Origin of the sequence: Paenibacillus sp. FSL H7-0357, from assembly GCF_000758525.1 — a bacterium.
Classification (GTDB): Bacteria; Bacillota; Bacilli; order Paenibacillales; family Paenibacillaceae; genus Paenibacillus_AQ.
Genome location: NZ_CP009241.1, coordinates 7,320,050 through 7,346,445, shown reverse-complemented (window position 1 = coordinate 7,346,445; position 26,396 = coordinate 7,320,050). Strand labels below are relative to the sequence as shown.

The 26,396-nt window shown below is 52.2% G+C and carries 19 protein-coding genes; 8 read left to right on the top strand and 11 right to left on the bottom strand.

Annotated features, from left to right (window positions below; translation table 11 throughout):
- Positions 1-22: 22 nt before the first annotated feature.
- The 6 genes from H70357_RS32415 to H70357_RS32390 all read left to right on the top strand — a co-directional run bounded on the left by H70357_RS32415 (position 23) and on the right by H70357_RS32390 (position 7,559).
- Entirely contained in the window at positions 23-886 is an 864-nt protein-coding gene (locus tag H70357_RS32415) for a carbohydrate ABC transporter permease (protein ID WP_052092751.1), read from the top strand.
- Between the two features lie 50 nt (positions 887-936).
- Positions 937-2,700 carry a cache domain-containing sensor histidine kinase gene (locus H70357_RS32410; protein WP_038597785.1) on the top strand — a complete coding sequence of 588 codons (1,764 nt, stop codon included), beginning with the start codon at positions 937-939 and terminating at the stop codon, positions 2,698-2,700.
- Entirely contained in the window at positions 2,675-4,336 is a 1,662-nt protein-coding gene (locus H70357_RS32405; RefSeq protein WP_052092377.1) for a response regulator, read from the top strand. The genes H70357_RS32410 and H70357_RS32405 overlap by 26 nt, the downstream gene beginning before the upstream one ends.
- A gap of 91 nt (positions 4,337-4,427) precedes the next feature.
- Positions 4,428-5,816 (top strand): ABC transporter substrate-binding protein, encoded by a 1,389-nt coding sequence (locus H70357_RS32400; protein WP_038597782.1) that lies wholly within the window; start codon positions 4,428-4,430, stop codon positions 5,814-5,816.
- Between the two features lie 146 nt (positions 5,817-5,962).
- A complete protein-coding gene (locus H70357_RS32395) occupies positions 5,963-6,337 on the top strand; it encodes a winged helix-turn-helix transcriptional regulator (protein WP_038597780.1) in 375 nt (124 codons plus the stop codon).
- Positions 6,338-6,425: 88 nt separating this feature from the next.
- A complete protein-coding gene (locus H70357_RS32390) occupies positions 6,426-7,559 on the top strand; it encodes an NADH-dependent flavin oxidoreductase (protein WP_038597777.1) in 1,134 nt (377 codons plus the stop codon).
- Between the two features lie 605 nt (positions 7,560-8,164).
- Here H70357_RS32390 and pepT read toward each other — a convergent pair.
- From pepT to H70357_RS32350, 7 genes are all read right to left on the bottom strand, one after another.
- Positions 8,165-9,397 (bottom strand): peptidase T, encoded by a 1,233-nt coding sequence (gene pepT / locus H70357_RS32380; protein WP_038597772.1) that lies wholly within the window; start codon positions 9,395-9,397, stop codon positions 8,165-8,167.
- 91 nt (positions 9,398-9,488) lie between these two features.
- A complete protein-coding gene (locus H70357_RS34710) occupies positions 9,489-10,151 on the bottom strand; it encodes a class D sortase (RefSeq protein WP_052092376.1) in 663 nt (220 codons plus the stop codon).
- 31 nt (positions 10,152-10,182) lie between these two features.
- The gene (locus H70357_RS32370; RefSeq protein ID WP_038597769.1) at positions 10,183-11,184 is read right to left on the bottom strand and encodes a hypothetical protein; all 1,002 of its coding nucleotides are present in this window, start codon (positions 11,182-11,184) and stop codon (positions 10,183-10,185) included.
- 463 nt (positions 11,185-11,647) lie between these two features.
- Complete coding sequence (locus H70357_RS32365) at positions 11,648-12,661, bottom strand: LLM class flavin-dependent oxidoreductase (RefSeq protein ID WP_081966042.1); 1,014 nt, start codon at positions 12,659-12,661, stop codon at positions 11,648-11,650.
- A gap of 233 nt (positions 12,662-12,894) precedes the next feature.
- Positions 12,895-15,189, bottom strand: a complete 2,295-nt coding sequence (locus H70357_RS32360) for a M56 family metallopeptidase (protein ID WP_038597764.1) — start codon at positions 15,187-15,189, stop codon at positions 12,895-12,897.
- On the bottom strand, positions 15,186-15,593 hold the full coding sequence (locus H70357_RS32355; RefSeq protein WP_038597762.1) for a BlaI/MecI/CopY family transcriptional regulator: 408 nt from the start codon (positions 15,591-15,593) through the stop codon (positions 15,186-15,188). The genes H70357_RS32360 and H70357_RS32355 overlap by 4 nt, the downstream gene beginning before the upstream one ends.
- A 247-nt stretch (positions 15,594-15,840) precedes the next feature.
- Positions 15,841-16,818 carry a LacI family DNA-binding transcriptional regulator gene (locus H70357_RS32350; RefSeq protein WP_038597759.1) on the bottom strand — a complete coding sequence of 326 codons (978 nt, stop codon included), beginning with the start codon at positions 16,816-16,818 and terminating at the stop codon, positions 15,841-15,843.
- 506 nt (positions 16,819-17,324) lie between these two features.
- On the opposite strand from H70357_RS32350, the gene H70357_RS34705 reads away from it, so the two are divergent.
- Positions 17,325-20,285, top strand: coding sequence for an ABC transporter substrate binding protein (locus tag H70357_RS34705; protein WP_052092375.1), 2,961 nt, complete (start codon positions 17,325-17,327; stop codon positions 20,283-20,285).
- 70 nt (positions 20,286-20,355) lie between these two features.
- Here H70357_RS34705 and H70357_RS32335 read toward each other — a convergent pair whose 3' ends face one another.
- A complete protein-coding gene (locus H70357_RS32335) occupies positions 20,356-21,747 on the bottom strand; it encodes an aldehyde dehydrogenase (protein ID WP_038597756.1) in 1,392 nt (463 codons plus the stop codon).
- 74 nt (positions 21,748-21,821) lie between these two features.
- On the bottom strand, positions 21,822-22,529 hold the full coding sequence (locus tag H70357_RS32330; protein ID WP_038597753.1) for a Crp/Fnr family transcriptional regulator: 708 nt from the start codon (positions 22,527-22,529) through the stop codon (positions 21,822-21,824).
- A 145-nt stretch (positions 22,530-22,674) separates the two neighbouring features.
- Here H70357_RS32330 and hcp point away from each other — a divergent pair, with 145 nt between their 5' ends.
- The gene (gene hcp / locus H70357_RS32325; RefSeq protein WP_038597751.1) at positions 22,675-24,327 is read left to right on the top strand and encodes a hydroxylamine reductase; all 1,653 of its coding nucleotides are present in this window, start codon (positions 22,675-22,677) and stop codon (positions 24,325-24,327) included.
- An 87-nt stretch (positions 24,328-24,414) separates the two neighbouring features.
- Here the strand turns inward: hcp and H70357_RS32320 are convergent, their stop codons facing one another.
- Both H70357_RS32320 and H70357_RS32315 read right to left on the bottom strand, forming a co-directional pair.
- Positions 24,415-25,389, bottom strand: a complete 975-nt coding sequence (locus H70357_RS32320) for an aldo/keto reductase (RefSeq protein WP_038597747.1) — start codon at positions 25,387-25,389, stop codon at positions 24,415-24,417.
- Positions 25,390-25,428: 39 nt separating this feature from the next.
- Positions 25,429-26,316 (bottom strand): LysR family transcriptional regulator, encoded by an 888-nt coding sequence (locus tag H70357_RS32315; protein ID WP_038597744.1) that lies wholly within the window; start codon positions 26,314-26,316, stop codon positions 25,429-25,431.
- Positions 26,317-26,396 lie beyond the last annotated feature (80 nt).

The following is a 26,396-nucleotide window of genomic DNA, read 5'->3' as shown; positions in this document are numbered from 1 at the left end:
CACATTGCATGCGGAAACGAAAATGACTCCGGCACAAGCTGAGCGTTCGGTTAAGACCAAAGCGCTGCTGTCCAAGGTACTGCTGTGGATTTTCCTGCTTCTGGTGGCGGCTTTTGCGGTGTTCCCGATTGTTCTGGCCTTTTTCGGGTCGCTTAAGTCCAATCTGGAGCTGACTACAGGAACAACCCTGCTGCCGAAGGAATGGAAATTCGATAACTATTCGCAGGCCTGGACTTCAGCGAATTTCGCACGCTTCACCTGGAACAGCGTATTTATCAGCACATTTACTACTATAGGCACTCTATTGATAGGAACAATGGCCGCTTATGCGGTAGCGAGGGTTGATTTCTACGGGAAACGGCTGTATGTGATCATTCAGTCCTGCACTCTGTTTATCTCTATCGGTGCTGTCGTGCTGCGTCCCCAGTTTGATCTTATGGTATCGCTTCATCTGCAAAAATCGCTCTGGGGCGTCATCATCATTCTGATCAGTGCCCATGCGACCGCATTCTTTATGTTGATCGGTTTTGTGCGGGCGATCCCGAAGGAACTTGACGAGGCGGCGTTTATTGACGGCTGCAACTTCTATAGCGTATACTTTCGTGTTATCTTGCCGCTCCTGACGCCCGCGCTGGGGGTGACTGCGCTCTGGACCTTCCGCGGCGCATGGAATGAATATATTCTGCCGCTGGTATTTACTATGACGCAGCCTGCCTTGCAGACACTGACCGTAGGTTTGGCCGGGCTGAAATACGGTATCGGGGATGCGGCGCAGCCCCAGTTAATGCTTGCCGGCGCATGTTTGTCCATGCTGCCGATGATTATTGTCTATATTTTTGCTAACAAATCATTCATGCAGATGACGGCTGGCTCTGTAAAGGGCTGAGGCTAACGCAGCGATTCTCCGGGCGGCCGGTCAACAAAGGATGTGGAACCATGCTGAAGGCCTGGCTTTACCGGACCTCGCTGAAGAAAAGAATATGGCTGTCGTTTACCGCACTGACAGTCTTTTGCATCTCTATTACCGGCCTGTGGGCCTACTCGATTGCTTCGCGGGCTATGGAGCGCAACTCCATCGACCTGAACCGCAATGTGCTGAACCAGTCGGTCAACGTGCTGGACCAGAAGCTGAAGCAGATTATTGTGGCTTCCTCCACGATGATGCTGAGTGAAGCGTACAAGCAGACCATAAGGGACATACAAGCGCATAACACAGACCGGTTTTTCGCCAATTTCTCCTTGCTGCAAGGCCCCTTTACACAGGCAGAACTGACGGAGAACTCCATTGAATCTATACTGATCAGTACGCCGGACGGGGATTTCTATTCCGCCGGCAATCTGCGCAGAACAGCGACTCCATTTATGGAGTCTTTGCTGTATAAGCGGATCAAGGACAATCCGGAATCGAACTGGGTGGAGAGCCACCAGGATGAGTTGTTCGCCGGAAAGCATCAGGTCATTTCCCTGCTGCTGCAGCCGCTTACGGAGAATTATGTGCCGGATGTCTTTTTGACCGTCAATGTAAAGGAGGACATCCTGGAAGATACGGTCAGCGGAGGTGCCAGCCTCGGCAGCGCAAAGTTTCTGCTGATCAATAAGACGGGGGCAAGTGTCTTCGGAGACAAAGAGCGGCCGGAATGGTCACGCTCGGCGGCATTTATGGACAAGCTGCTTGAAGCAAAAAGCGGTAATTTCGAGTATTCCGCCGGCGGCGGGCCGATGCTGGTCAGCTATGCCGAATCACGGTATGCGGACGACTGGCTGCTGGTCAGCTACCAGTCGAAGAAGGAGCTGCTCCAGCCTGTGCGCAGCATTCAGTGGCTGGTGCTGATGATCATGGCTGTCTGTATTGTGATCGCGCTGCTGCTGGCGAGATATTTGTCCGCACTGCTGCTTGGGCCGCTGCTGAAGCTGCAGAAAACGATGTCGCGGGTGGAGCAGGAGGATCTGGGCGCCCGTTTCCAGAGTCCGTTTCAGGATGAGATCGGGGAAGCGGGCCGTAAATTCAACCAGATGCTGGACCGGATCGGCGAGCTGATTCTTGAAGTCAAGGATACGGAAAAAGAAAAGCGGAAAGCGGAGATCAAAGCGCTGCAGGCGCAGATTGAGCCCCATTTTTTATATAACACACTGAATACAATCTTCTGGAAATGCGAAATGGATGAATATGAAGATGTGAAGCAGATGGTGATTTCTCTGTCCGCCCTGTTCCGGCTGGGCCTGAACAACGGGCAGGAAATTACGACTCTGGGCAGGGAGCTGGAGCATGTCCGCCAGTACCTGAACCTCCAGCAGCAATGCTACGAGGGACTGTTCGAGTATACGATAACCGCCGGGCCGGAGCTGCTGGAGCTTCCCGTGCTGAAGATTATCATTCAGCCTCTCGTGGAGAATTCCATTCTGCATGGGCTGAAGGAGCTGCGGAACGGGGGGATGATTCGGATCTCCGTGGCAGTGGAGGCGCACAATCTTGTAATCCGGGTAACCGACAACGGGGCGGGCATGGATGCGGAGAAGCTGAATGCCCGGCTGAAGGAGCCTGTCGGCAGCGGAGGGTACGCCCTGTCCAATATTTGCAGCCGGTTGCAGCTGTATTACGGCAAGGAGGCCGGATTATCCTTCTGCAGCCGTCCACTTATCGAAACCGAAGCGGTTCTCACATTTCCAATGGAAGGTGGAGTTTATCCTGAACCACACTGAACCTATTAAAATATGTATTGTTGACGATATCCCGGCCGTTGTCCGGGGCCTGTCACAGCGAATTCCCTGGGAGGAGCACGGCATTATAGTTGCAGCAACAGCGGCCGATGGAGAAGAAGGGCTAATGCAGATCCGCAAGCACCGGCCTGATATTGTGTTGACCGACATCCGCATGCCGTTCACCGACGGACTTGAGATGATGCGGATCATTCAGGCGGAGCAGCCGGACATCAAGCTGATTTTCCTGACGGGCTACTCCGATTTCACATATGCCCAGGAAGCGGTGAAGCTTGGGGCCTTTGACCTGATCGTCAAGCCTTTTACCAAGCCTCAGGTGCTTGAATCGGTTCTGAAAGCCAAAGAGATGCTGGAGCGGGAACGCTCCCAGGCCGAACAGATGCGGGGGATGGAGCAGAAGCTGCGGGAGAGCATGCCTTATTTGCGCCAGGAGTATATGCGTCTGCTCATCCGCTATGGCAGCAGGCAGCAGCACCTCAGCCAGCAGTGGGATTTCTATGCCATTACAATGAACAGCCGCGACTTTTGTGTGCTGGTGGCGGAAATAGACTTTTTTGCAGAGCGCACGGCCGCCCTGCCAGTATCCGAGGTCGAGCTGATCCGTTTTGCGGTGCAGAATATTCTGGAAGAGACGGTTGCTGCCTATACGCAAGGTCTTGTCTTCCGCGAGCACGTCAATCAATTCGTCATCGTCATGAATCCCCCGGCGGAGCTGGATGCGGAGCAGCTCGCGGAGAAATGCCGGGAAAACGTATGCCGTCATACGTACCAGACGGTGTCGATCGGACTCGGCGGGGAAATCGAGGAGGCAGGCCAGTTGTCCGTGTCCTATGCCCAGGCGTTGTCTGCGCTGGCGAATACTTTTTTGACCGGCGGGAACAGCGTATACCGTTATGTGGAATCGCTGGAGGGGGATGCCGCCCTGCCCAGGTACTCTTACGACAAAGAGAAGGAACTGCTCTACTGCCTGCGTTCGGCCAATCTGGCCAAAGCGGAGGAGCAACTAGGCGACATCTGGAATGAATGGCTGAGCGCTCCCACCCTGCCGGGCCCGGCAATCGTCAAGACAATGTGTCTTGAACTGGCCCATTCGATCCACCGTGTCTTTTCAGACAAGGCTTCGGACTCGGAGGTCAAGACGCTGGAGAAGAAGCTGGCCGACATGAATGGAGCCGCCTCCTTTGAGGAGCTGCGCAGGCAGATCCGGGAGTTTTGCCGCCAGGGCTGTGCGTACGTGCAAATCCGCCAGTCCAGTGATGCGCGTGTGCTGGTGGAGCGGGCCATCGCCCATATCAATGGAAATCTGCACCGCAACCTTTCCGTAGCAGATTGTGCCAGAGAGGTTCATCTCAGCCCGAGCTATTTCTCCAATCTGTTCAAAAAGGAGATGGGGATGACGCTCGCCCAATACATTATCAGCCGCAGAATGGAGAAGGCCAAGGAACTGGTGCTGGAAGGCATGCAGGTTCAGGATATCGCCGTCTCGCTGGGCTATGAGGACCGCCCCTATTTTACTGAACTCTTCAAAAAATATACCGGCATGACCCCTACCGACTTCCGCTCCAAATACGCTTCGGTCACGCAGCGCGGAAACAGTGATTTCGTCTCCCATGAATAGTTGTTTTCTCCTTCACTTAGAATCGGGCGGACATTCTATAATTTTTATATGAAATGAATGCGATTACAAAAAGAAAAGGGAGGCAATTTAGATGAAAAGAAATAAGTGGATGCTGACTGGAGTTTCGCTGCTGCTGGCCGGTTCGCTGGCTGCGTGCTCCTCGTCCAATACAAATACGGAGGCGGAGGGCAACAATACAGCCGCTGAGAAAACAAAGCTGGTCTACTGGACCATCGACCGGCATGATTCTGACTTTATAGAGCAGAAAATCAGTGAATATGAGGGCCTCAATCCCGATGTCGATATTGAAATGAAGGTGATGGCCGAGAACTACGCCCAGTCGGTGGATATTGCCTTCTCCAGTAAACAAGCACCGGATATTCTGCGTGTGGATACGGGGAACGTGCCAACCTGGGTGAAGAAAGGCTACCTGGAGTCCTTCGACAGTTATATTACACCGGAAATGAAAAGCCGGTTCGAGAAGGTACTCATTAATGAGAAGAACACCGTGGACGGCAAAATCTACACCCTGCCGAATATCGGCCAGTTCTGGCGCCTGATCTATAACGTCGATCTGTTCGAGAAGGCTGGCATTACCGAGCCGCCGACCACGCTGGCGGAAATGGTGGAGGATGCCAAGAAGATTACCGAAGCGGGTAAAGCCGGCGGTGCTTATGGCTTCGCCGGAAATTTCAAAAGTGCAAGCGGCTTTGAACGTATTGCTTATCCGATCACGACCCTCAGCAAAACAGCAGGTACAGAGGGCTTCAACTTCCAGACCGGTCAGTTCGACTTCAGTATGTATAAGGAGGCCCTTGAAGCACTGCGGCAGATCACGATGGACGGAAGCATGATGCCGGGCTCGGAATCGCTGGATATTGACCCGTTGCGTGCGCAATTCGCCCAGGGTAAAATCGGGATGTACTTCAACCATTCTGTCGAGCCTAGCGTCTACAAAACTCAATTCCCGACCGATATCCGCTGGGCCGCAGCGCTTCCTCCGACAGTAGACGGCCAGCAAAACGGTGCCAGTCAGGTTATCTCCGGCAGCTACCTGGCGATGAGCAAGGATTCGGAGCAGAAGGAAGCGGCTTGGAAATTCATCGAGTGGATGTACAGCGATGAGGTGCAGATTGCCTATCAGGAAGGCGGATACGGAGTTTCGGTTATTCCTTCCGTTGCTGCTGCAGCGAAAGCTCCGGATATTCCGGGAATCGAGAACTTCCTGCCAACGAAATTTGATGCCATCTATCCGGCAACTCCGCTGGTAACTACCGAAGGACGCCTGGAAGGAACGAAGAAAGTCGATGTCTTCAACAAATATATTTTTGACGGCGGAGATTTGGACAAGGAGCTTCAGGATCTGAATACCCGCTATAATGCAGCACTGGAAAAAGCCAAAGCAGCGGGTGACACCACGATTGAAGCGCAGCCGGACTTCAGCGCAGCCAGCCTGCAGGGAAGCCTGTCCAGCAAATAAAACGCATACGCAGCATACAGACCGCAGGCCGAGCCTGCGGTCTGTATGCGTACATAGGGAATATGGCCCCGATGCGCCTGCCGGCGATGTGCGGCCCCCGGGTGTTTTGTAGTATGATGTTAAAGAACGAAAGGGGGCCGCATACCTTGGCGACGGATATTAAAGACCGTATCAATCTGAAGGAAATCAACTGCGAGAAGGAGCTTACGCTTGCCGTTATCGGCGGTAAATGGAAGCTGATCATCTTATGGCACTTGGGCCTTGAAGGAACCAAACGTTTCAGTGAGTTGAAGAAGCTTATTCCTCATATTACGCAAAAAATGCTGACCAATCAGCTTCGTGAGCTGGAGGAAGACCAGCTTGTGCTGAGAAAGGTGTATGCTGAGGTCCCGCCGAGAGTAGAATACTCTTTGACGGAATACGGGCAGAGCCTGCTGCCTGTACTGCGTATGATGTACGATTGGGGCAAAAACTACGGGAATAATGTCATCTGGAAGGATATACCTGAGGGAGATAGATAACGTTCGTTAGCAATAGATTACAGACTGCCGGTCCAAGCTGCAAGCGTGGAGCCAGTAGCACTAAGTATATAATGGAGGGAAATCAAAGATGTCTACAGATTATAGTCCACTGCTGGAATCCTACCGGTTCGAAAACGGGATTTCATTAAAAAATCGTGTCGTTATGGCACCGATGACCAACTTTTCTTCCAATGAGGACGGTACGGTATCCGGTCCCGAATTGCAATATTATGCCCGCCGCTCCAAAGGTGCGGGACTGGTGATTACGGCCTGTGTATATGTGACGCGGGGCGGTAAAGGTTTTGCCGGCGAATTCGGTGCAGACCGTGATGAACTGATTCCAAGCCTGCGCGAGTTGGCTGAAGCAATCAAGGGTGCAGGCGCGAAGGCAGTTCTGCAGATTTTCCACGGCGGCCGCCAGTGTCCTCCTGAGCTGCTTCCGGATGGCCAGACGGTCAGCGCGAGCAATGTTCCGGCTGAGCTGCCGCGCGGAGGTCACGGTCCTGTTCCTCGTGCGCTGAGCGAAGAAGAAATTACCGGCATTATTGCCGACTTCGGCGCGGCTACACGCCGGGCCATAGAGGCCGGCTTCGACGGCGTGGAGATTCATGGGGCGAACGGCTATTTGCTGCAGCAATTCTTCTCCCCGCATTCCAACACACGCGAAGACCGCTGGGGCGGCAGCCTGGAGAACCGGCTGACTTTCCCGCTCGCCGTGCTGCGTGAGGTCAAACATGCGGTGAAGGAGCATACTTCGTCGCCGTTTCTGGTCGGCTACCGCTTCTCACCCGAGGAGCCGGAAACGCCGGGGATTACGATGGCCGAGACCTTTGCGCTGATTGATGCGCTGAAGGAGGAGGGGCTGGACTATCTGCATGTTTCGCAGCAGGATCTGTGGTCCAAGCCTCACCGCGGCACGGACGACAGCCGTCCACGGATTGAGCAGATTGTGGACCGTGCAGGAGATGGTGTTCCGGTTATTGGTGTCGGCTCCCTGTATAAGGCCGATGATGCGCTGAAGAGCCTGGAGACCGGAATCAGCCTGGTAGCTCTGGGCCGCCCGCTGCTGATTGATCCGGACTGGGTACAGAAGGTTGCCGAAGGGCGAGCTGCTGACATTAAGACAGAACTTGATCCTTCAGCTCAGGCGGAGCTTGTAATACCGGACCCGCTATGGGGCGCATTAATCCATACGCCAGGCTGGATGCCGATCAAAGCCTAAACCCGATCCATCGGAGCGCCAGCGGTAAAACTGCCGCCTGCGGATTAATTGGGGCAGCAGCCAGCCGCCGCTCCGTTTGGTTCGTCTCAGACGGAGCCGTTACAGCTAAGTTTGAGGTGTTGCCACGGCCGCGGACCGGGGAGAACTTATTTTCTCTATAGAGTGCATTTTACGGAACTAACGGACCGTAGCGCACTTATTACCGTTTCGGCAGCCGGATTTCAGGCCAATATCCGTGCATAAGTGCATTGGGGTCCGATAGCTTGCCGGAATGATGCTCCAGTTGAAAATAAGAGCTGCTGGGTCCGTTGCAAGCCCGGGGTCTATTCTGGCAGCGGAGGAACGATTTCCAGAAAATCCGCGTCCCATACTGATTGCTGTCTGGCTGCCGCCGGAAGCTCTCACCAAGCAAAAACCCTCTGACTCCCGCATTGCGGCGGTCAGAGGGTTTTATTTTTGCACAGTTTGCGCAGGTAATAAAAGCGGATAAGCCGCAGGAGCTTCACTACCTGCGCAAAGAGGCCTGCCCGGTCAGAGCAATTGCTCTTGAACGGGCAGGCCGAATTGTTGCAGCGGGTTGTGCAGCCGCAAGGGGAAACCTTCGGCTATGCCTTTTGCTCAAACAGCTTGGCAATCTCAACGATAACCTGGACGGATTTCAGCATAACATCTACAGAAGCGTACTCGAATTTGCCGTGGAAATTTTCGCCCCCGGTAAAAATGTTCGGAGTCGGGAGTCCCATGTAGGAGAGCTGTGAACCGTCTGTCCCGCCGCGGATCGGGCGAATGACCGGTGTTATGCCGAGGTTCTCCATCGCTTCGTGGGCAATATCGACGATATGGCGGACCGGCTCGATTTTTTCACGCATATTATAATATTGGTCATTCAATTCCAGCACAATGTTCTCATCGCCATAAGTGGATTTGAATTCATCTACAATCGCAGAAATATTCGCTTTGCGGTTCTCGAACTGGGTGCGGTCAAAGTCGCGGATAATGTAATGCAGCTTGCTGTGCTCCGCCGATCCCTGCATGGAGATCAAATGGTAGAAGCCTTCATAGCCGTCCGTAAATTCAGGAGCCTCGCCGGATGGCAGCCGGAGGTGGAAGGCCATGGCGATTTTGGACGAATGGATCATTTTTCCTTTGGCGGTGCCGGGATGCACGTTGACGCCTTTGAAGCTGATTTTGGCGGCAGCAGCATTAAAGCTCTCATATTCCAGTTCTCCCAGAGGCCCTCCATCAACGGTGTAGGCGTAGGAAGCGCCGAAGGCGGCGACATCGAATTTATGCGGTCCGCGTCCGATTTCCTCATCGGGGGTGAAGGCGACTCTAATCTTGCCATGCTTAATTTCCGGATGCTCCAGAAGATACGCCATCGCGGTCATAATCTCGGCGATTCCGGCCTTGTTGTCTGCTCCCAGCAACGTAGTCCCATCTGTCGTAATCAGGGTATGTCCCTTATACCCGGGCAGCTCAGGGAAACTCTCCGTGGAGAGGACCACATTCAGCGCCTTGTTCAGCACAATGTCGTTCCCGTCATAATTCTCGACAATTTGCGGTTTTACACCGGCGCCGGTGAAATCTGTCGCGGTATCCAAATGCGCCAGGAAGCCAATCGTCGGAACTTCCTTGTCGCTGTTGGCGGGAAGGGTAGCCATGACATAACCATGCTCGTCCACCGTAACCTCCGCAAGTCCTAGTTCGCTAAGCTCATCAACGAGCTTACGGGCCAGCACCATCTGCCCCGGAGTGGAAGGACAGGTATCACTGTCTTCATCCGATTGGGTATCCATCTCAGCATAAGACACAAAACGTTTGATCAGCTCATCTTTCAAAATGGTTCAGCTCCTCTTTTTCTTCCGGTCGTATGTCTATATTATCACTTTCTATAGAAGGTCTCATCCTTAGCGTTGTGGCGTGCATATGTTATTCCGCTTCGCGGGACAGCGGCTCCTGCCGGAGCAATGACGCCGAGAGCAGGTAACGGTCAGGCGCAGAGCCGACGTAGGAGAAAGGATAGCAGGTGATCAAGGTAAGCACCGGTGTATCACTCTGCTTAATCGCCCCCCGTTCATCGCCGTCTACAATGAGACTGCCGGTAACTTCATAAATGAATTTTCCTTCGGCGGTCTCCAGCTCGATCAGATCATGGACTTCCAGATTGCCAAGGCCGCGAAACACTGTATCGCGATGGCCGGCCAGCACGCTGTTGCCGATGGCGCCAATCGCTGCGCTCCCTTCATAATGCCCTGCGCCTTTTTTCAATTGGGGGCGCTCCGTTCCTTCCAGAATCGCCACCCGTTTATCCAGCCTCGGAAAATAAATCTCTCCAATAACTTCGCCCCCGGTATAATCGGTTCTGGAAATGCTTTTCTCTCCAGAGAGATTGACCATCCCTGCGGGCAGCGGAGTTTCTTCTTCCGGCACCTGGAGACTGACGGCTTCCTCCCTCTTTTTGTCCCAATCGTTTAGGGCATGGCGGGCTTCAGCGGGTGCTTTTAAGATTTGCACTACAGAATAGATCAGTACACACAAAGAGAGTATGAAGATCAGCTTCACGGCAATGGATAGCCCGGAACGCTTCTTCATACTCTCACCTCCAACCTTTGGCTAATTCAGCTTATTTTTTCGAATTCAGTCTGCGAAGGACGATAATACTGAGTATGGCAACAGCCAAACTGATCAGAATCAGGTTATACCAAGGTTCTGCTGTATCTGGCAATTTGTCGCCCTCTTCCGGTCCGGAGAGCGGAATCTCATCATCATCTATAATGACGTCGTCACTTGGTGCCGGAGACGGTGTCGGCGTGGCCGAACCTTCCGGTGTTCCATTGTTTGTGCCGCCCATTGGCACAGGTTCATCCGTTACAGTCACTACAGCGGTTCCCGGTGAAGCTGTCACGGCTGGTGAACCAGTTGGAGCCGCCGATGTTCCCGGTGTGGCAGTAATGCCAGGGGATGCTGTCGGCCCGCTGCTAGGTGTGCTTGTTGGATTACCCGACGGCTCCGTTGAAGCGGAGGCGGCCGGTGTCGCGCCAGGATCAGTGGTTGGACCCGGTGTTGCGGTAGCACTTGCTGTCGGACTAGGTTCACTGGTTGGACCTGGTGTCGCGGTAGCGGCCGGTGTTGCGCTAGGTTCAGCTGTTGGTTCTGGTGAGGCTGAAGCGGAGAAGATGAAGTCGACGCTTGTTGTCTTCCCCTGATATTCATTTCCTGCTTCCAGCGGAAAGGACACATCCATCTGGAGCACTTCCTGTGAGCCTCCGGTAAGTGTACCTATGGCTACCCTGCCTTCTGCCTCGCTCATCACTCCTGAATAGAGGATTACTCCCTCTTTTTGCAGGGTCATTTGCAGTATATTGTACAATTCCTCGTCTCCGGAGGTGAATTTGAAATCAACAAAATAATTAAACCGTTCATGACCCTCATTGATCACCGTATAATCTGAGGTCGTTGCGTCGCCCGGCTGCATATTGCTCATAATCTCGGTGCTCGTCGTATGGGAATTGACCCGGAGCTTAATCGTCTCTTCTGCGCTTACACCCCCGGCATGCCAGATGACACCTGCCAGAATGATCAGAATGTAGGCGCCTATAAAGCCGGCCTGAACTCTCTTCTTCACTTTCCACGCTCCTTTCTACCGGAAAGTAATCCTGCCCTCAGCGTACTCTCGACAAATCCTTACTTTAACCCTGATGTTTCTTCAATTTTTGTCATAAAGAGTAGTTTCATGGAGAACTACTACATAATAAGGCGATAGTGTCCTGATAACAGTGGTCAGAGTTTTATAGCCATATGTATGTTCGTTATAACGAATATCTACAGTATAATCAAAATTGTAAATAAAGAAAAACGGAATAAAACATATTCATTGGTTGAAATCAATCGATTTGAAGATGTAATAACCGGTTATCGTTTAATTACTTCGATTTACTCATTATTTACCCATATCATTGTTAATGATAGCGTTTTATAAAGAACGATTCGGGATGAGTATACAAAAAACAAGGCGGTTACAAGGAAGGGAAGCCGATGCTTTCCAACCTAATAATCGCCTTGCTTAATTATGTGCCGGATGGCGGGATCTAGTTCTCCTTAAAAAGCTGGGCTATGAGCTCATAGGAATGCAACTGGGCCGAATGGTCGAAAATTTGCGATGCGATGATGAACTCATCGGCATCGGTCTCTTCAACAATCTGCAGAAGCCGTTCTTGCAGAGCGGAGGGATCACCCGCTATAGAGTAATTCTGCTTGTTCTGCAGAATGGCTTTTTCCTGCATGGACCAGAGTCCGTCCATGCTGTCTACCGGAGGCTGGAGCATGCCGGTGCGTCCACGGATAATGTTCAGAAATTGCTGCTGCTGAGAGGTGGCAAGTCTTCGGGCTTCCACTAGGGTGTCAGCGGCGGTAGCTCCAAGCCCGACCATGACATGAGGCTTGGACAGGGCAGCCGATGGCTTGAAGCTGCTGCGGTACAGTTGCAGGGCAGGCAGCAGATAATCCGGTGCAAAGTGGCTGGCAAAAGCGAACGGCAAGCCTAGCTGCCCCGCCAGTTGGGCGCTGAAGCCGCTCGAACCCAGCAGCCAGATCGGAATGTTCAGGCCTTCGCCGGGAACAGCGCGCACTCCGAGCGGCCGCGAGCCTGCGCCGTTTGGATCAAAGTAAGCCCGGAGCTCGCTCAGCTGCTCGGGGAATTCGCTGCCGTCGCTGCCCAGGCCGCGCCGCAGCGCTCTGGAGGCTGCCTGGTCAGAGCCCGGAGCTCTTCCCAGCCCCAGATCTATGCGTCCAGGATACAGGGACTCCAGTGTGCCGAATTGCTCCGCAATCATGAGCGGCGCATGGTTGGAGAGCATGATGCCTCCGGAGCCTACGCGGATACTGCGTGTACCAGCGGCCACATGACTGATGACAAGCGAAGTGGCGGAGCTGGCGATGCCAGTCATATTATGATGTTCCGCCAGCCAGTAGCGCTTATAGCCCCACTCTTCGGCATGACGGGCCAAATCCAGTGTGTTATGAAATGAATCCGCTGCTGTACTGCCCTCTTTAATCGGAGCGAGATCCAGCACGGAGATGGGAATGTCCCGCAGTTGCTTCACTTTAATCCCTCCAGTTATGATGCTTTAAGCATCTTATAGCAGTATTTACAGCTATGAAATGAACTACCCGATAATTATAACATGAAATAATATTATTTACACACTTTAAGTAAGCGTTGACGCAAGCAAACCGCAGCGATAATGGATGTTCTGGGCTCTGATGGAACTGCAAAAACGGCTGTAGCCTATGGGCACAGCCGTTTCTGCAGTGTTGTACTGATACGGGGTTGATCTTAATGAGCCTGCGCCGCTGCTGCGGCCAATTTATCAATGTCTGCAGCAGGGGCTTCCATGAATGAAGAGACAATGGTCCGCTGATCCTCAAGCGTTGGTACGCCGGTGAACCCCACTTCATAGATTATGCCTTGATCCTGCCAGAAATAACTGAGGAAATCCGGCTCGGTAGGCTTGCTTAGCTCTCCGTCGATTTTGTAAGGCTCCGTAACCAGCACCTCTTGTCCATTTACATGAGCGATGGTAAGGGGAACGGCAAACTTTTCTCCGTCAATCCGGTAAAGAATGATCTGTCCTTTCGATTTGAAGGTTTCATATAAGCCTTGATTCTGCATTTGCAAAAAGCTGAACGACCTGAAGCCTCTCGTTTTTTCAGCACCCAGATTGAAGTATCCAGTTTGAAAAACTATTCCGGATCTTCCCTGTTCGTCTGGAGGATCACTGAATACGCTGCTTGTGGTAAGCATGGCCGTATGCATGTGAAAGCCGGACACTTCCATAGGGAACTTAGGCATAAAACCGATAATATCAGCCACCATCCGTAAATCCTTCACATCGATGACATCTACATTAAAAAACTTTTCATTCACGAAGCTGCGTTTCATTTGTTCATCCGGATATTTGATGGAGGCCATGAGTGAAGCGATTTCTTGCTGTGATAGGGTACCACTGCCTATATATAGTTTATATACAATCCCATCCCGCTCCCAAATATAGAATAATTTCTGTACATACTGATTGACATGCACATTGACATGGATTGCGTTTATACCGCCAATGGTAGTGGGTTTCCGGTCAACCGGAAGAGGGGGCCCGCCGTCGCCACTCGAGGATTCTTCAAGTTCAACAGCCGTATAAATCTGCTCAACGCTGCTGTCCTTGTAAGCCTCCAACGAAAATTGCCCGGTGTGGGTATCCCCGTCGTACCGTTCATAATAGAGAGTAACTTGATCAATCTCGTTATCCTCTGACGACGCAGTAGCAGCTGCAGCTTCGGGCAGAGTGACTGCAAGGTAAGCCCTCTCCAGAATGAAATCCGGGGGCAGCACAGACGGGGCCTGGAAGGCAAAACCCGCTTCCTCCACGGCTCTGTCCAGGCGATTATAATTTCTATTCTTGTACAGATTGATTAAATCATCGTTAACAGCTGTGTTGTCAGTTTTTGAATCGCCTGAGGCATTCGTTAGTGTCACCAAGCTCAGCAGAATCAGGAGCAGCACGGCTGCCGCTGATATCCGGTACGAGCCTTTTTTAAATGAGTGAATCATAGAGACCCTCCTTGTAATCTGCTGACGGTGCTGCGATCCGAAGAAATAAAGCACTTCGCGGTCGGTCCGTCCTTTAGAAAACTGCTTGAGAAATTCAACGAGCGTTAATCCGTACGCCGCAGCTTCTTCTTCTCCCAGCACATCCAATACGTATGCGTCACAGGCCAGCTCCCGGTCGGTTTTCATTTTGTGCAGTCCGAGCCAAGATAAAGGATTGGGCCAATGAATAGCCGCGGCCGCACTGCCCAGCAGATTCCACAGGGTATCCCGGCGTTTATAGTGAGCAAGCTCATGGGCCAGAATGTGCAGCAGCTGCGGTGAGGTTAACTCCTGAAGCGCCAGTTCTGGGACGTATATCCAAGGACGGAACACGCCGCTCAGGAAAGGGCTTTTGGCCCGGGAGCCGGTGTAGAGCGGAATCTTTCTTTTCACTCCGAACCGGTTCAGAGCGTCCTCAAGCACCGCAATTGGCCGGGGATCAGTAACCCGTCTCAGCCGCTTCCGCCCGCGGAGCTGCCTGCTCATGATGCCAAGTCCGTTCAGGAAAAGAAAGACTGCGCCGCCGAACCAGATTATAGCAGCGGCCTTCAGCCAGGGAGAGTAGATACCAGCAGCACTGGAATGTCGGCCACCCGGCGCCTGCCCGTCCGCTTGTTGTAGGTGTCCCGCATTAATGCTGTCTCCGGTTCCGGGAGTGCCTGATTGCGGATCAGAATCAGAGTCCAGCCCCTGATTGCTTGGAGCAGCAGCTTGCAGATTCGGCAATGGGGCTGTATCAGCGGCCTGTCCCGTGAGCGCGCTCTTTATTCCTTCTCCATACTGAAGCACATGGAACATGCTGAGCGGACTGTCCGGGATCACCGGAAGCAGCATTCGGATAATGACCAGCAGCCACAGCAGGTAACGGACCCTGGCGCTGATGACCTTTTGCAGGATGGCATGAATTGCGATTACAACCAGAATCACCAGGCTCGCGGCTAGTGTATCATCCAGGAAATCGGCAAACAGGCTGTAGATCACATTCATTCCTGTGTACCTGGATCTTTGTGTGCTCCTTGTGCTTTCTTCTCCTGGAGCAACCGTTCCAACTGCTCAATTTCCTGGGCGGATAACGTAACCTCTTCCAAGAAGTTGGTGACCATCAGGTTGGCGGCTCCCCCGAAGACCCGCTTCAGAAAAGACTGGCTTTCTGCTTGTACACATTCCCGCTCGGAGAGCAGCGGATAATAAAGATAACTTCGCCCGGATTTCTCGAAGCCAATGGCTTTCTTCTTAAGCAGCCGTGTGATAAAGGTGCGTACCGTCTGATCGCTCCATTCAATAGACCCCGGCAGGTGCTGGACAATTTGTTCAGCTGTAATCGGATGGTTGCCCCAGATGACTTTCATGATCTCCCATTCAGCCTCTGAAATTTTGGGGATGCTCTTCATATAATCGACTCCTCGCAGTTTCATGAACATTCAATCTACAAGTGTAGTTTTAATCTCCTGGTTGATATTACACTTGTAGATCTAAATTGTCAAACGCAGAAAACCCCCGTTCTGCTTGCTTACAGCAGAGCGGGGGTTAGCGTTTGGCAGGTGCCGTAAATTACATTGCATCCTGATCGGGGAAGATTTTCCCCGGGGTAGTTGCAATTTGTACAACTAAAAATTCATGCTTTGGATTTACGCATACTCAAGTTGTAGCGCCTTCCTCCAGCTCAACCGGCAATATGTATTCTGCGTGGACGGCACCGCCGTGGACCTGCTGAATGATCAAATCAACGGCAAGTTTGCCCATATCTTCAATGGGCTGGCGGATGGTGCTGAGCGGCAGAGCCAGCAGGCTGCGCAGGGCAATGCCGTCATATCCTACAATCCGCACATCCTCAGGCACACGCAATCCCCGCTCACGGCAAGCCTTAAGCGCATAAGCTGCAATCAAATCGCTGCCTGCAAAGATGCCGTCCACATCTGGCTGTTCGTTGAACAGCTGCGCAAGCAGCCGCTCATAAGCTCCGACATCAAAGCTGTTGTTATCCGTATGCAGCAAGGTGTGCGGGAGGTTATGCTGCCGGGCGGTATCCGCAAAGGCCTCGGATCTTAGCACAGACAGGATGTTCAGCTCGGGATGCCCACCGATATGGGCGAGCCTGCGGCAGCCTTTATTAATCAATAAGGTAGTAGCCAGCACCCCGCCCCGATAGTTATCGGAGCAGACATAAGGGATTTCCGGCGATATTCTGCGGTCAAAGGTGACGAGCGGCAGATTCATTTGCCGGTAGGCCTCAACTTCCAGGGTGTGACTGCCCATAATAATGCCGTCGACCCGGCTTGCACGAAGCATATCGATATATTCGAGTTCTTTATGTTTGTCCTGTTGCGAGTTGCAGAGCAGCAGCTTATAGCCGTTCCGGTAGGCATGCTCCTCGATATGGCTGGTCAATTCCCCGAAGAAAGGATGAGAGACATGGGGGATGATCAGCCCGATAATATTTGATTTGGAGCGGCTGAGCGAGCGGGCGAGTTCGTTTGGCCGGTAATTGAGGTCATCCATCGCGCTGTAGACCTTTTTCTTCAGATCCTCGCTTAAGTACCCCCTGTTGTTCAGCACCCGGGAGACGGTTGTCACCGAAACGCCTGCCCTCAGCGCAACGTCTTTAATTGTAGGCATGTGAAACCTCCTGTCTTGGCGGGTCTTTGCACACTCATTCTAACTTGGATGCAAAGGACTGTCCATGAAGGGATGAACCTTCTATTTATGTTTCAAAAATTAGACTTTCCCCATATAATAAGAAGAAAAACGTCATAAATTGTAATTAATTTTATTTACTATATAGATTGAACTTGAGAATGTACATTTAGGGAAAAGTGGCGGAGGGGAATTTTGGAACTGGAGGAGCGATAGCGTCCGCCTTTAGGTTTGGATTTCTACCGCGATTCGCGGTTAAATTCAGGAAATCCAAACCTAACAGCGGCCGGAAGTCCAAACATTCTCTGTAGTCACGGCCAATCCCAAAATAGAAGAATTATAAGTTCAGTCTATATATTTACTCTATTAAGCTTATAAGTAAATAGCAAAGCCCAATCATAATGGATCCATACGCTTTTAATAGAAATTGTCGAATTTCCCCGTTTCTGATTTTGGGATGTTTGGGATAGATGAATGGGAGTGTGCTAATGGGCAAGGGGAAAATTCAGCGCAGGTTACGGTATGGCTTGTTTTTGCTTTTATTTATTATGCTCAGCACGGCACTGTATCAGCCGGTGTCCGCCAGCAGCGAAGAACGGCGCCCTCAGAATGTGCTTGTCCTGCATTCCTATCAAAAGGGCTTTGCCTGGACGGATGACCAGGGTGCAGGCATTGAAGAGCAGCTTAAAGGAGCAGCTGATCCGCCGGTTATCTACACGGAGTATATGGACTGGAAACGATTCCCCAGCAATGACAACCTCGAGCACGTCTACCAGATGATCAAGTTCAAATATCAAGCTATTCATATCGATGCGATTATCGTTACGGATGATGCTGCCTTGAACTTCGTTATTCAGTACCGCAAGGAAATCCTGAACGATGCACCCATCGTATTCAGCGGGATTAATCAGCTGGGTGTGGACAGCATAGCGGACAAGCGCAATATCACCGGAGTCATCGAAGAGATCGATCCTACAGAAACGATACGAATGGCGCTGAAGCTCAATCCATCGATCCGTAAGGTGTACATCGTATTCGACAATTCCGAAAGCGGGCTCTCCACGGGTAAAATGGTCAGTGACCAGATTCTGTCTCTGGAGCGGGGACTCCAGGTCTTCCCGATGAACAGCCTCTCCAATGATCAAATCATCGATCAAGTATCCAACCTTTCATCAGACAGCATGGTTCTTATGACTACATACTACAGTGATACAACGGGAAGAATTACTGAATTTGACCGGTTCTCAAGCGAGCTTAGCGAGAGCAGCAGTGTGCCGGTATATCATATTTATGATTTTAGCCTGAATCACGGGGCCTTCGGCGGAAATCTGATTAGCGGCAAAATCCAGGGACAAACTGCAGCCAGCCTGGCTCTGCGGATTTTGGAAGGAGAAAATGCGGGAGTAATCCCTATTGTCTCGGACAGCTCCGTGCGAAAGGTTTTTGACTATAAGGAATTGCAGCGTTTCAACGTTTCCCTGAAGCAGCTGCCGGAAGGCAGCGAAGTCATCAACAAGCCCTTTTCCTTCTATCAATCCTATAAAAAGCTTGTACTGAGCATTGTCGCGGCATTCGCCGTTCTGCTGGCCTTTATTCTCATCCTCCTATTCTACGTGCAATTGGTCAAGCGAATGCGAAGCAACCTGGAAAAAAGCAATGAACGCTTCAGTTTGGCTGCCTATGGTGCGGATGCGGTAATCTGGGATGTGGACATGACCACGATGATCTACTACTTCTCGGACAGCTGGTATGAGCTGCTCGGCTATGAGCGGGATGAAGTGGACGAGAGCCATGGAGGTTGGAGAACTCTTATCCATCCAGAGGATGCAGAACATGAGAACCGCCTGCGCACTGAGCATCTGCAGGGCAAAAGTTCCTACTATTACTGCGAATACCGGATGCGGAGCAAATCAGGCGAATATAAATGGTTTCAGGCCCGGGGCAAGGTGCTGCGCAATGCGGACGGAGGTTTTGTCCGTTTTTCCGGCTCTATGGTTGATGTTACGGACCGCAAAGGTTATGAGAGCAAGCTCCAAATGAGCTATCAGGAACTGGAGTCGACCTACGAGGAGCTTACGGCACTGCAGGATGAGCTGCTGGAGCAATATAACAAAGTGGTCGAGAATCAGGCACTGCTGCAGACCAGCGAAGAGAAATACCGGCTGCTGGCCTATAACGATGTCTTAAGCGGTCTGCCGAACCGGCTGTCCCTTTCCGAGGAGCTGCAGAAGTTTATCAAGGAACACGCTGGAGGGCATGCAGCCTTGTTCTTTCTGGATATTGATAATTTCAAATATATTAATGATACGATGGGCCACACCTTTGGCGACGAGCTGCTGGTCAAGGTCGGTGAACGGCTGCTGGGCTTGTCGGACGGTCGCAGCAAGCACTTCCGTTTCGGGGGTGACGAGTTTGTGATTCTGTTCGAGAATATCAAGGGATCGGATGAGGTGATCTCCTATGCACAAGCGCTTGTGCAGGGTTTCAAGGAGCCCTTCCAGCTGAATGCCAGCGTCGTTCACATCTCGACCAGTATTGGTATTGCCCAGTATCCGGAGAATGGGATCAATGCTGAAGAGCTTTTGAAGAATGCCGATATTGCCATGTATAAAGCGAAGGAAGCCGGTAAAGGGACATATGTATTATACGGACAGGCGATGCAGCGGCATTTTGACGAACGGATGATCATTGAGAAGCATTTAAGAAATGCTATCTCCAATAATGAGCTTTCGCTGCATTATCAGCCGCTGGTGGACACCGCCTCAGGCGGAATCTGGGGCTTCGAGGCTCTGATCCGCTGGAACAGTCCGGTGCTTGGTTTTGTATCGCCGCTTTCGTTCATCAAAATCGCTGAAGACTGCCGGTTGATTGTCCCGATCGGTGAATGGGTGCTGCGGGCGGCCTGCCGGTTCATTAAAGAGCTGCATACAGAAGGTTATGAGGGCTACCATATCTCGGTGAATATTTCGGTGATCCAGCTGATGCTGGATGATTTCACCGATATGGTGCTGGGGATTCTGAAGGAGACCGGATTGCCGCCGGAATATTTGGAGCTGGAGATTACCGAGTCGATCTTCATGGAATCCTTCGAGGCGATCAGTTCCAAGCTGGAATCGCTGAAAGAACGGGGAATCGGCATTGCCCTGGATGACTTCGGAACAGGGTATTCCTCGCTTAGCTATTTGAAGCAGCTGCCGATCACTACGCTGAAGATTGATAAGTCGTTTATTGACAGCATTGATACACCGAACAATATGTCACTGGCCCGATCCATCGTAACCATCGGTCATGATATGGGACTGAAGGTGACCGCAGAAGGGGTGGAAACCCGGGAGCAGCTGGCCTTTCTGGAGCGTACAAGCTGTGACAAGATCCAGGGCTACTTCATCAGCAGACCCATACCGGAAAAAGAGGTAGCCAGTTGGGTGGAGGGCAGAAGAGCGGGGTAATGGAGCGAAGGATACCGGGCCCCGAACAGGGCGGTATCCTTTTATGCTGTCTTTTGCTAATCGCTGCACTCTATTTCAGCAATCTCCGCGCCAGCTTGACCTTATTGCCATATGGCGGATAGACAACCCCGAGGTCAAGCTTTGTCCCTCTTTTTACAATGCTCTTGCTGTGGGAAAAAAGATCAAAGCTATGCTTGCCGTGATATCCGCCGATGCCGGAGCCTCCCACTCCTCCAAATGGCAGATGTGTGCTGGCTACATGGGTAATCGTATCATTGATGCAGCCTCCGCCGAATGAAACTCTGGCCAGCACCTCCTGTTCAGCCTGTTTGTCTTCGGTGAACAGATAGAGAGCGAGCGGCTTGGGACGCTCATTGATGCTGCGGATGGCTTCGTCCAGCCGGGTATATTCCATAATGGGAAGTACAGGCCCAAAAATCTCGTCCTCCATAGCCGCATCCTTCCAATCCGCAGGATAGAGCAGTGTAGGTTCTATGTACAGATCCTCCGGCACGACGGTGCCGCCCATAATGACCTTTGATTGGTCCCGCTGAATCATTCCGGCAATTCTGCGCAGCTGGCGGTCATTCACAATCCGCCCGTAATCCGGGTTCTGCTGCGCATCCTGGCCGTAGAACTCCTGAATATAACGTTTCATTAAGGAGATCAGCTGGGATGCCACATCGCTGTGGACGAGCAGATAATCCGGGGCAATACAGGTCTGGCCCACATTGATGAGCTTACCCCAGACAATCCGTTTGGCTGCTATCTCCAGATTGGCGCTCTTATCGACAATGACCGGACTTTTACCGCCCAGCTCCAGTGTTACCGGCACCAGATTTTTGGCCGCGGCTTCCATGACTATTTTGCCGACAGGGACACTTCCGGTGAAGAAAATATAATCGAATTTGGCATGGATCAGCAGATTGGTGGCTTCTTTCTCGCCCTGAATTACACGGATATAGGACGGTTCGAAGGTTTCCCTGATCATTTCCTCAATCACGGCGGTAATGGCCGGAGTGCTCTCGGAGGGCTTCAGTACGGCGCAGTTGCCGGCAGCAATGGCCCCGATGAGCGGCTCGATCAGCAGCTGAAACGGATAATTGAAGGGGCCGATAATGAGCACGGTTCCGTAGGGCTCGCTGAGGATCCGGCTTTTGGCCGGAAATATATGCAGCGGGGATTTGACCTTGACCGGCTTCATCCAACGCTTCAGATGCTTCATCATATATCCAATACTGTCCAGCGTGAAGCCGATTTCCGTCGCATAGGCTTCAAATTCGCTCTTGCGCAGATCCTGATGCAGGGCCGCGATAATTTTCGCCTCATTGCGGCGGATGGCATCTTTCAGCTTCTGCAGCTGGCGAAGCCGGAAGGAGAGCTCCTTCGTAGCCCCGCTGTGAAACAACTCACTGTGCCCGGCCAGCATCTGTTCAACGCTTTGGGCTGTTAACTCCGACATAAGTAAACCCTCCAATATATGATGTGTAGATATAGATGTGTTCGTGTATCCCCGAGAATAGCTTCCGGCAGGAATTACTTGTCCTGGCCGGGAGCCGAAGGGACGGTGCGGATGTAGTCGTTCATAGCCATCATATTCAGCAGCGTAATGCTGCTGCCTTTGAAATGAATCCAGCCGATATCACGCAGATAGCCCATTTCACGGGATAGTGACGGGCGGGCCGTATTTAAATGCTCCGCCCATTCTTTTCTGCTGAAGGGCAGCCGGATGACCTCGGAGGCTTGCTGAGCGGCTTGCTCCAGCAAAAAGCTGATCACCCGCCGCCGCAGAGGGCCGGCTGACAATATTTCGATCTTCCGGTTGACAAGCACCAGGCGCTCCGACAGATTCTCAATGAAACGTGTGAGCATGTCCGTGTCTGTGGTGAACAACCGCAGCAGCTCCTGCTTGCCGATAAACATGACGGAGCAGGGGCCTGTGGCTGTAACAGTAGCCGGAACTATATTTTCTCTGCGGAACAACACCGCTTCGCCAATGGTCTGTCCCTGATTTAGATGGGCAATGGTTACACTGCTGCCGGTAGGATGGGTTTTCTGAACCTCAATCCGTCCTTCCAGCACAATGCCGAGTTTGTCCGCAGTATCACCTTCCGCCAAGATCAGTGAATTCTTATGAAAGCTGCTTACGGTATAGGTTATTTTTTGCAGCACCGCTTCGATTTCCTTCACGGTTTTCCCGCGGAACAGCAGGCAGGATTGCAGTACAGCGGGCTCCGGTTTCATAGCATTTCCTCCAAATTTATAGCATCTGGTAACATCCGTTACCGATTGTATGGCGAAAGTCTACTACAATTAGCCTTAACTGTAAAGGCGGGGCGAACGGAGTCCTATATTGGTAGCCTATACCTATTAAAGGAGTGAACATGCAATGAGCAATATGTTTTGTTTTCAATGTCAGGAAGCGGCTAAAGGATCGGGCTGTACGATTCAGGGAGTCTGCGGGAAAACTAGCGATGTGGCAAATCTTCAGGATCTGCTGATCTACACGCTGAAGGGGATTTCCATCTTTGCACGCCGGGGCCGGGAGCTTGGAATGACCGACTCTACCACGGAGAAATTTATTATAGAGGGTATGTTCGCTACAATAACCAATGCTAATTTCATGCCTGAAGCTTTTATTGCCAGAATCAAAGAAGGGTTGATCCTTCGCGGCCAGTGGAGCAGTAAATTGCAGGCAGCCGGAGTAGAGGTTCCTTATGCCGGGCATGACGCGGCTCTTTGGACGGCAGGCACCGATGAGGAACTGCAGGCGAAGGCGGAGACGGTAGGAGTTCTGTCCACAGAGAATGAGGATATCCGTTCCCTGCGTGAACTGCTGACCTACGGGCTGAAGGGAATGGCGGCGTATATGGAGCATGCCGCAGTGCTGGGCTATTACGAAGAAGGCGCACATGCTTTTATGGAAAAAGGTCTGGTGGCGACTCTGGATGATACACTCACGGCGGATGAACTGACTGGACTTGTGATGGAATGCGGCAAGCTGGGTGTCGATGTGATGGCATTGCTTGACCGGGCCAATACCACGACTTATGGCAACCCGGAAATCACCAAGGTGAATATCGGTGTAGGCCGGAATCCGGGGATTCTGATCAGCGGGCATGATCTGAAGGATATGGAAGCGCTGCTGAAGCAGACCGATGGCACCGGAGTGGATGTATATACACACAGCGAGATGCTGCCGGCGCATTATTATCCGGCTTTTAAGAAATACAGTCATTTTGTGGGCAACTACGGCAATGCCTGGTGGAAACAGGCGGAGGAATTTGAAAGCTTCAACGGACCGATTCTCATGACGACGAACTGCATTGTACCGCCGAAGGAGAGTTATATCGGCCGTTTGTATACTACGGGCAATACCGGTTTCCCGGGAGTGCAGCATATTTCGGCGGATGCCAATGGAGCGAAGGACTTCTCCGCTATCATTGAACAGGCGAAAGGCTGTGCGGTTCCGGAAGAGATCGAAACCGGCGAGATTGTCGGCGGATTTGCCCACGCGGCTGTAATGAACGTAGCCGATCAGGTGGTTGAGGCCGTTCAGACCGGCGCCATCAAGCAGTTCTTCGTAATGGCCGGCTGTGACGGCCGGATGAAGAGCCGCAATTATTATACCGATTTCGCTGCCGAACTGCCGGGAGATACCGTGATTCTTACGGCAGGCTGTGCGAAGTACAAATATAATAAGCTTGCGCTTGGCGACATCGGCGGGATTCCGCGTGTACTGGATGCCGGCCAATGCAATGATTCCTACTCGCTTGTCGTGATTGCCCTGAAGCTCAAGGAAGTATTCGGACTTGAGGATATTAACGATCTGCCTATCTCCTACAATATTGCCTGGTATGAGCAGAAGGCAGTAATTGTACTCTTGGCCCTGCTGTATCTGGGTGTGAAGGATATTCACCTCGGACCTACACTCCCGGCCTTCCTGTCGCCGAATGTAGCCAAGGTGCTGGTCGATACCTTCGGTATCAGCGGCATTACAACCGTACAAGAAGATATGGAGAAATTTATCGCAGCTGTATAACTGGATGGCCATTTGTGCCATATGAAAATAGGGGTACTTCTCATTGCTATGAGAAGTACCCCTATTCTGTTTATTTACGGATAACTGCTATGGCAGGCGGTACACCGCGAACGGCTCGCCGCTGCGGAAGGTGCCGCTGGCCTGATCCAGCTTGTCCATGAGCTCAGCATCCGGCTGGAGGGCAACGCTTTGCAGATTCTGCTGCACCTGCTCCACGCGGGTGGCTCCGACAATCACCGTGGATACAGCCGGTTTGTTCATCAGCCAGGCCAGGGACAGCGCAGCCATAGAGGTGCCGGTTTCTTCGGCAATCCGGCCGACCCGGTTCCCCAGCTCAATCCGGCCGGGGGTAAGGAAGCGGCCGAAGTTCGGATCGGTTTCGGCTCTGGAACCTTCCGGCGGTGCGCCGTCACCGGCATATTTGCCGGTAAGAATACCTCCGGCAAGCGGGAAGTAGGGGATAATCCCGAGTCCTTGATCCAGGCAGAGCGGAACCAGCTCGGCCTCCGGCGTCCGGTCAGCCAGGGAGTAGCTGCACTGAATCGAGGTATACTTGACCAGGTTCCGCGCCTCGCTGATGCCCAGTGCCTTCATTAACTCCCAGGCCGCATAGTTGGAGGCCCCGATATAGCGGACTTTGCCCGCGGATACCATATCATCAAGGGTCCGCAGCGTTTCCTCCAGCGGTGTATAGGGATCAAAGGTATGGATCTGATATAAGTCTACATAATCGGTCTTCAGCCGGCGCAGGCTGCCTTCCAGCTCCAGCATCAGGTGATGGCGGGAAGAGCCGCTGCCGTTAGGGCCTTCGTGTCTCGGAAGGCCTGCTTTGGTAGCGAGAACAGCACTTTGACGTCTGCCCTCCAGCGCCAGTCCGATGATCCGTTCCGATTCGGTGCCGGCATAAATATTGGCGGTATCGATAAAGTTAATGCCTTGATCGAGCGCGGCATGGACGATATCTATGGAGGTCTCCTGATCGGCTCTTTTGCCAAAGGAATTGGTCCCCAGACCCAGTGCGGAGACCTGCAGCCCGCTGTTACCCAAACGGTGATATTTCAAGTGGTTCACTCCTCTTGTTCAGCATAGTGGTGTATTTCGTCAAAGCACAGACAGTTCTGCCCCGGAGAACAGCTGCAGTGCAGTGTCCATAAATAAGCGGACGGCAATCGAGGTCTCCTCCAGTGTATGGACGGCGAGATGGATATCCCGGTAAGCATCGGGGGCCAGCTCCTTTATGATCACATTCGGCGGCGGAGACAGCAGGGACAGCTGGGACATGACACCAACAGCCAGCCCCTCCTTAACCATATTGAGTGCGGTCATGTAGCTGTTCACTTCGTATTTCACATTCAGCTTGCTGCCTCCCCGAAGGAACAAATCAACGACCGGAGGCTCATAACCTGCCCGGCAGATCAGCATCGGCTCGTCTTCCAGATCCTTGACACAGATGACATGCTTCTCACGGAGCGGATGATCGCCAGGAAGCACTGCGTACAGTTTCTCCCGGTAGAGCGGAATTGTGGCAAACTCTTCTTGCGGCGGAATAATGAAGCCGACATCAATAAAGCGGGTCTCCAGCCATTCCTTAACCTCGGCAACCGAACCTTCATAGAGAACAATCTCAATCTCGGGATATTTCTCGGTAATGGAACGGATGATTTTGGGGACAAAATAAGCAGACGCCACCGGAAAGGCCCCGATGCGGATGAGCCCCTTCTCCAGGCCCTTCTCAGCGGAGATTTCCTGCTCAACCTTGTCAAACCCATTTAGAATTTCCCGAAAAATAATCAGAACACGCTTACCGATATCAGTGAGCATCAGCCCGCTGCGCCGGTCGCGCAGCAGCAGCTTCACTGCAAGCTCAGACTCTAGCGCGGAGATGGCCCGGCTGACTGCAGGCTGGGTCATGTTCAGTGCCAGCCCGGCTTTGGTGAAGCTGCCGCTCTCGGCGATTTTGACGAATAGACGAATTTGATTGTTGTTCATATCGAATCTGGTATGCCCCTCATGAATATAATTCATTTCAATTATGACTGTGCTTATTGTATCATTTGGAATGAAAATAG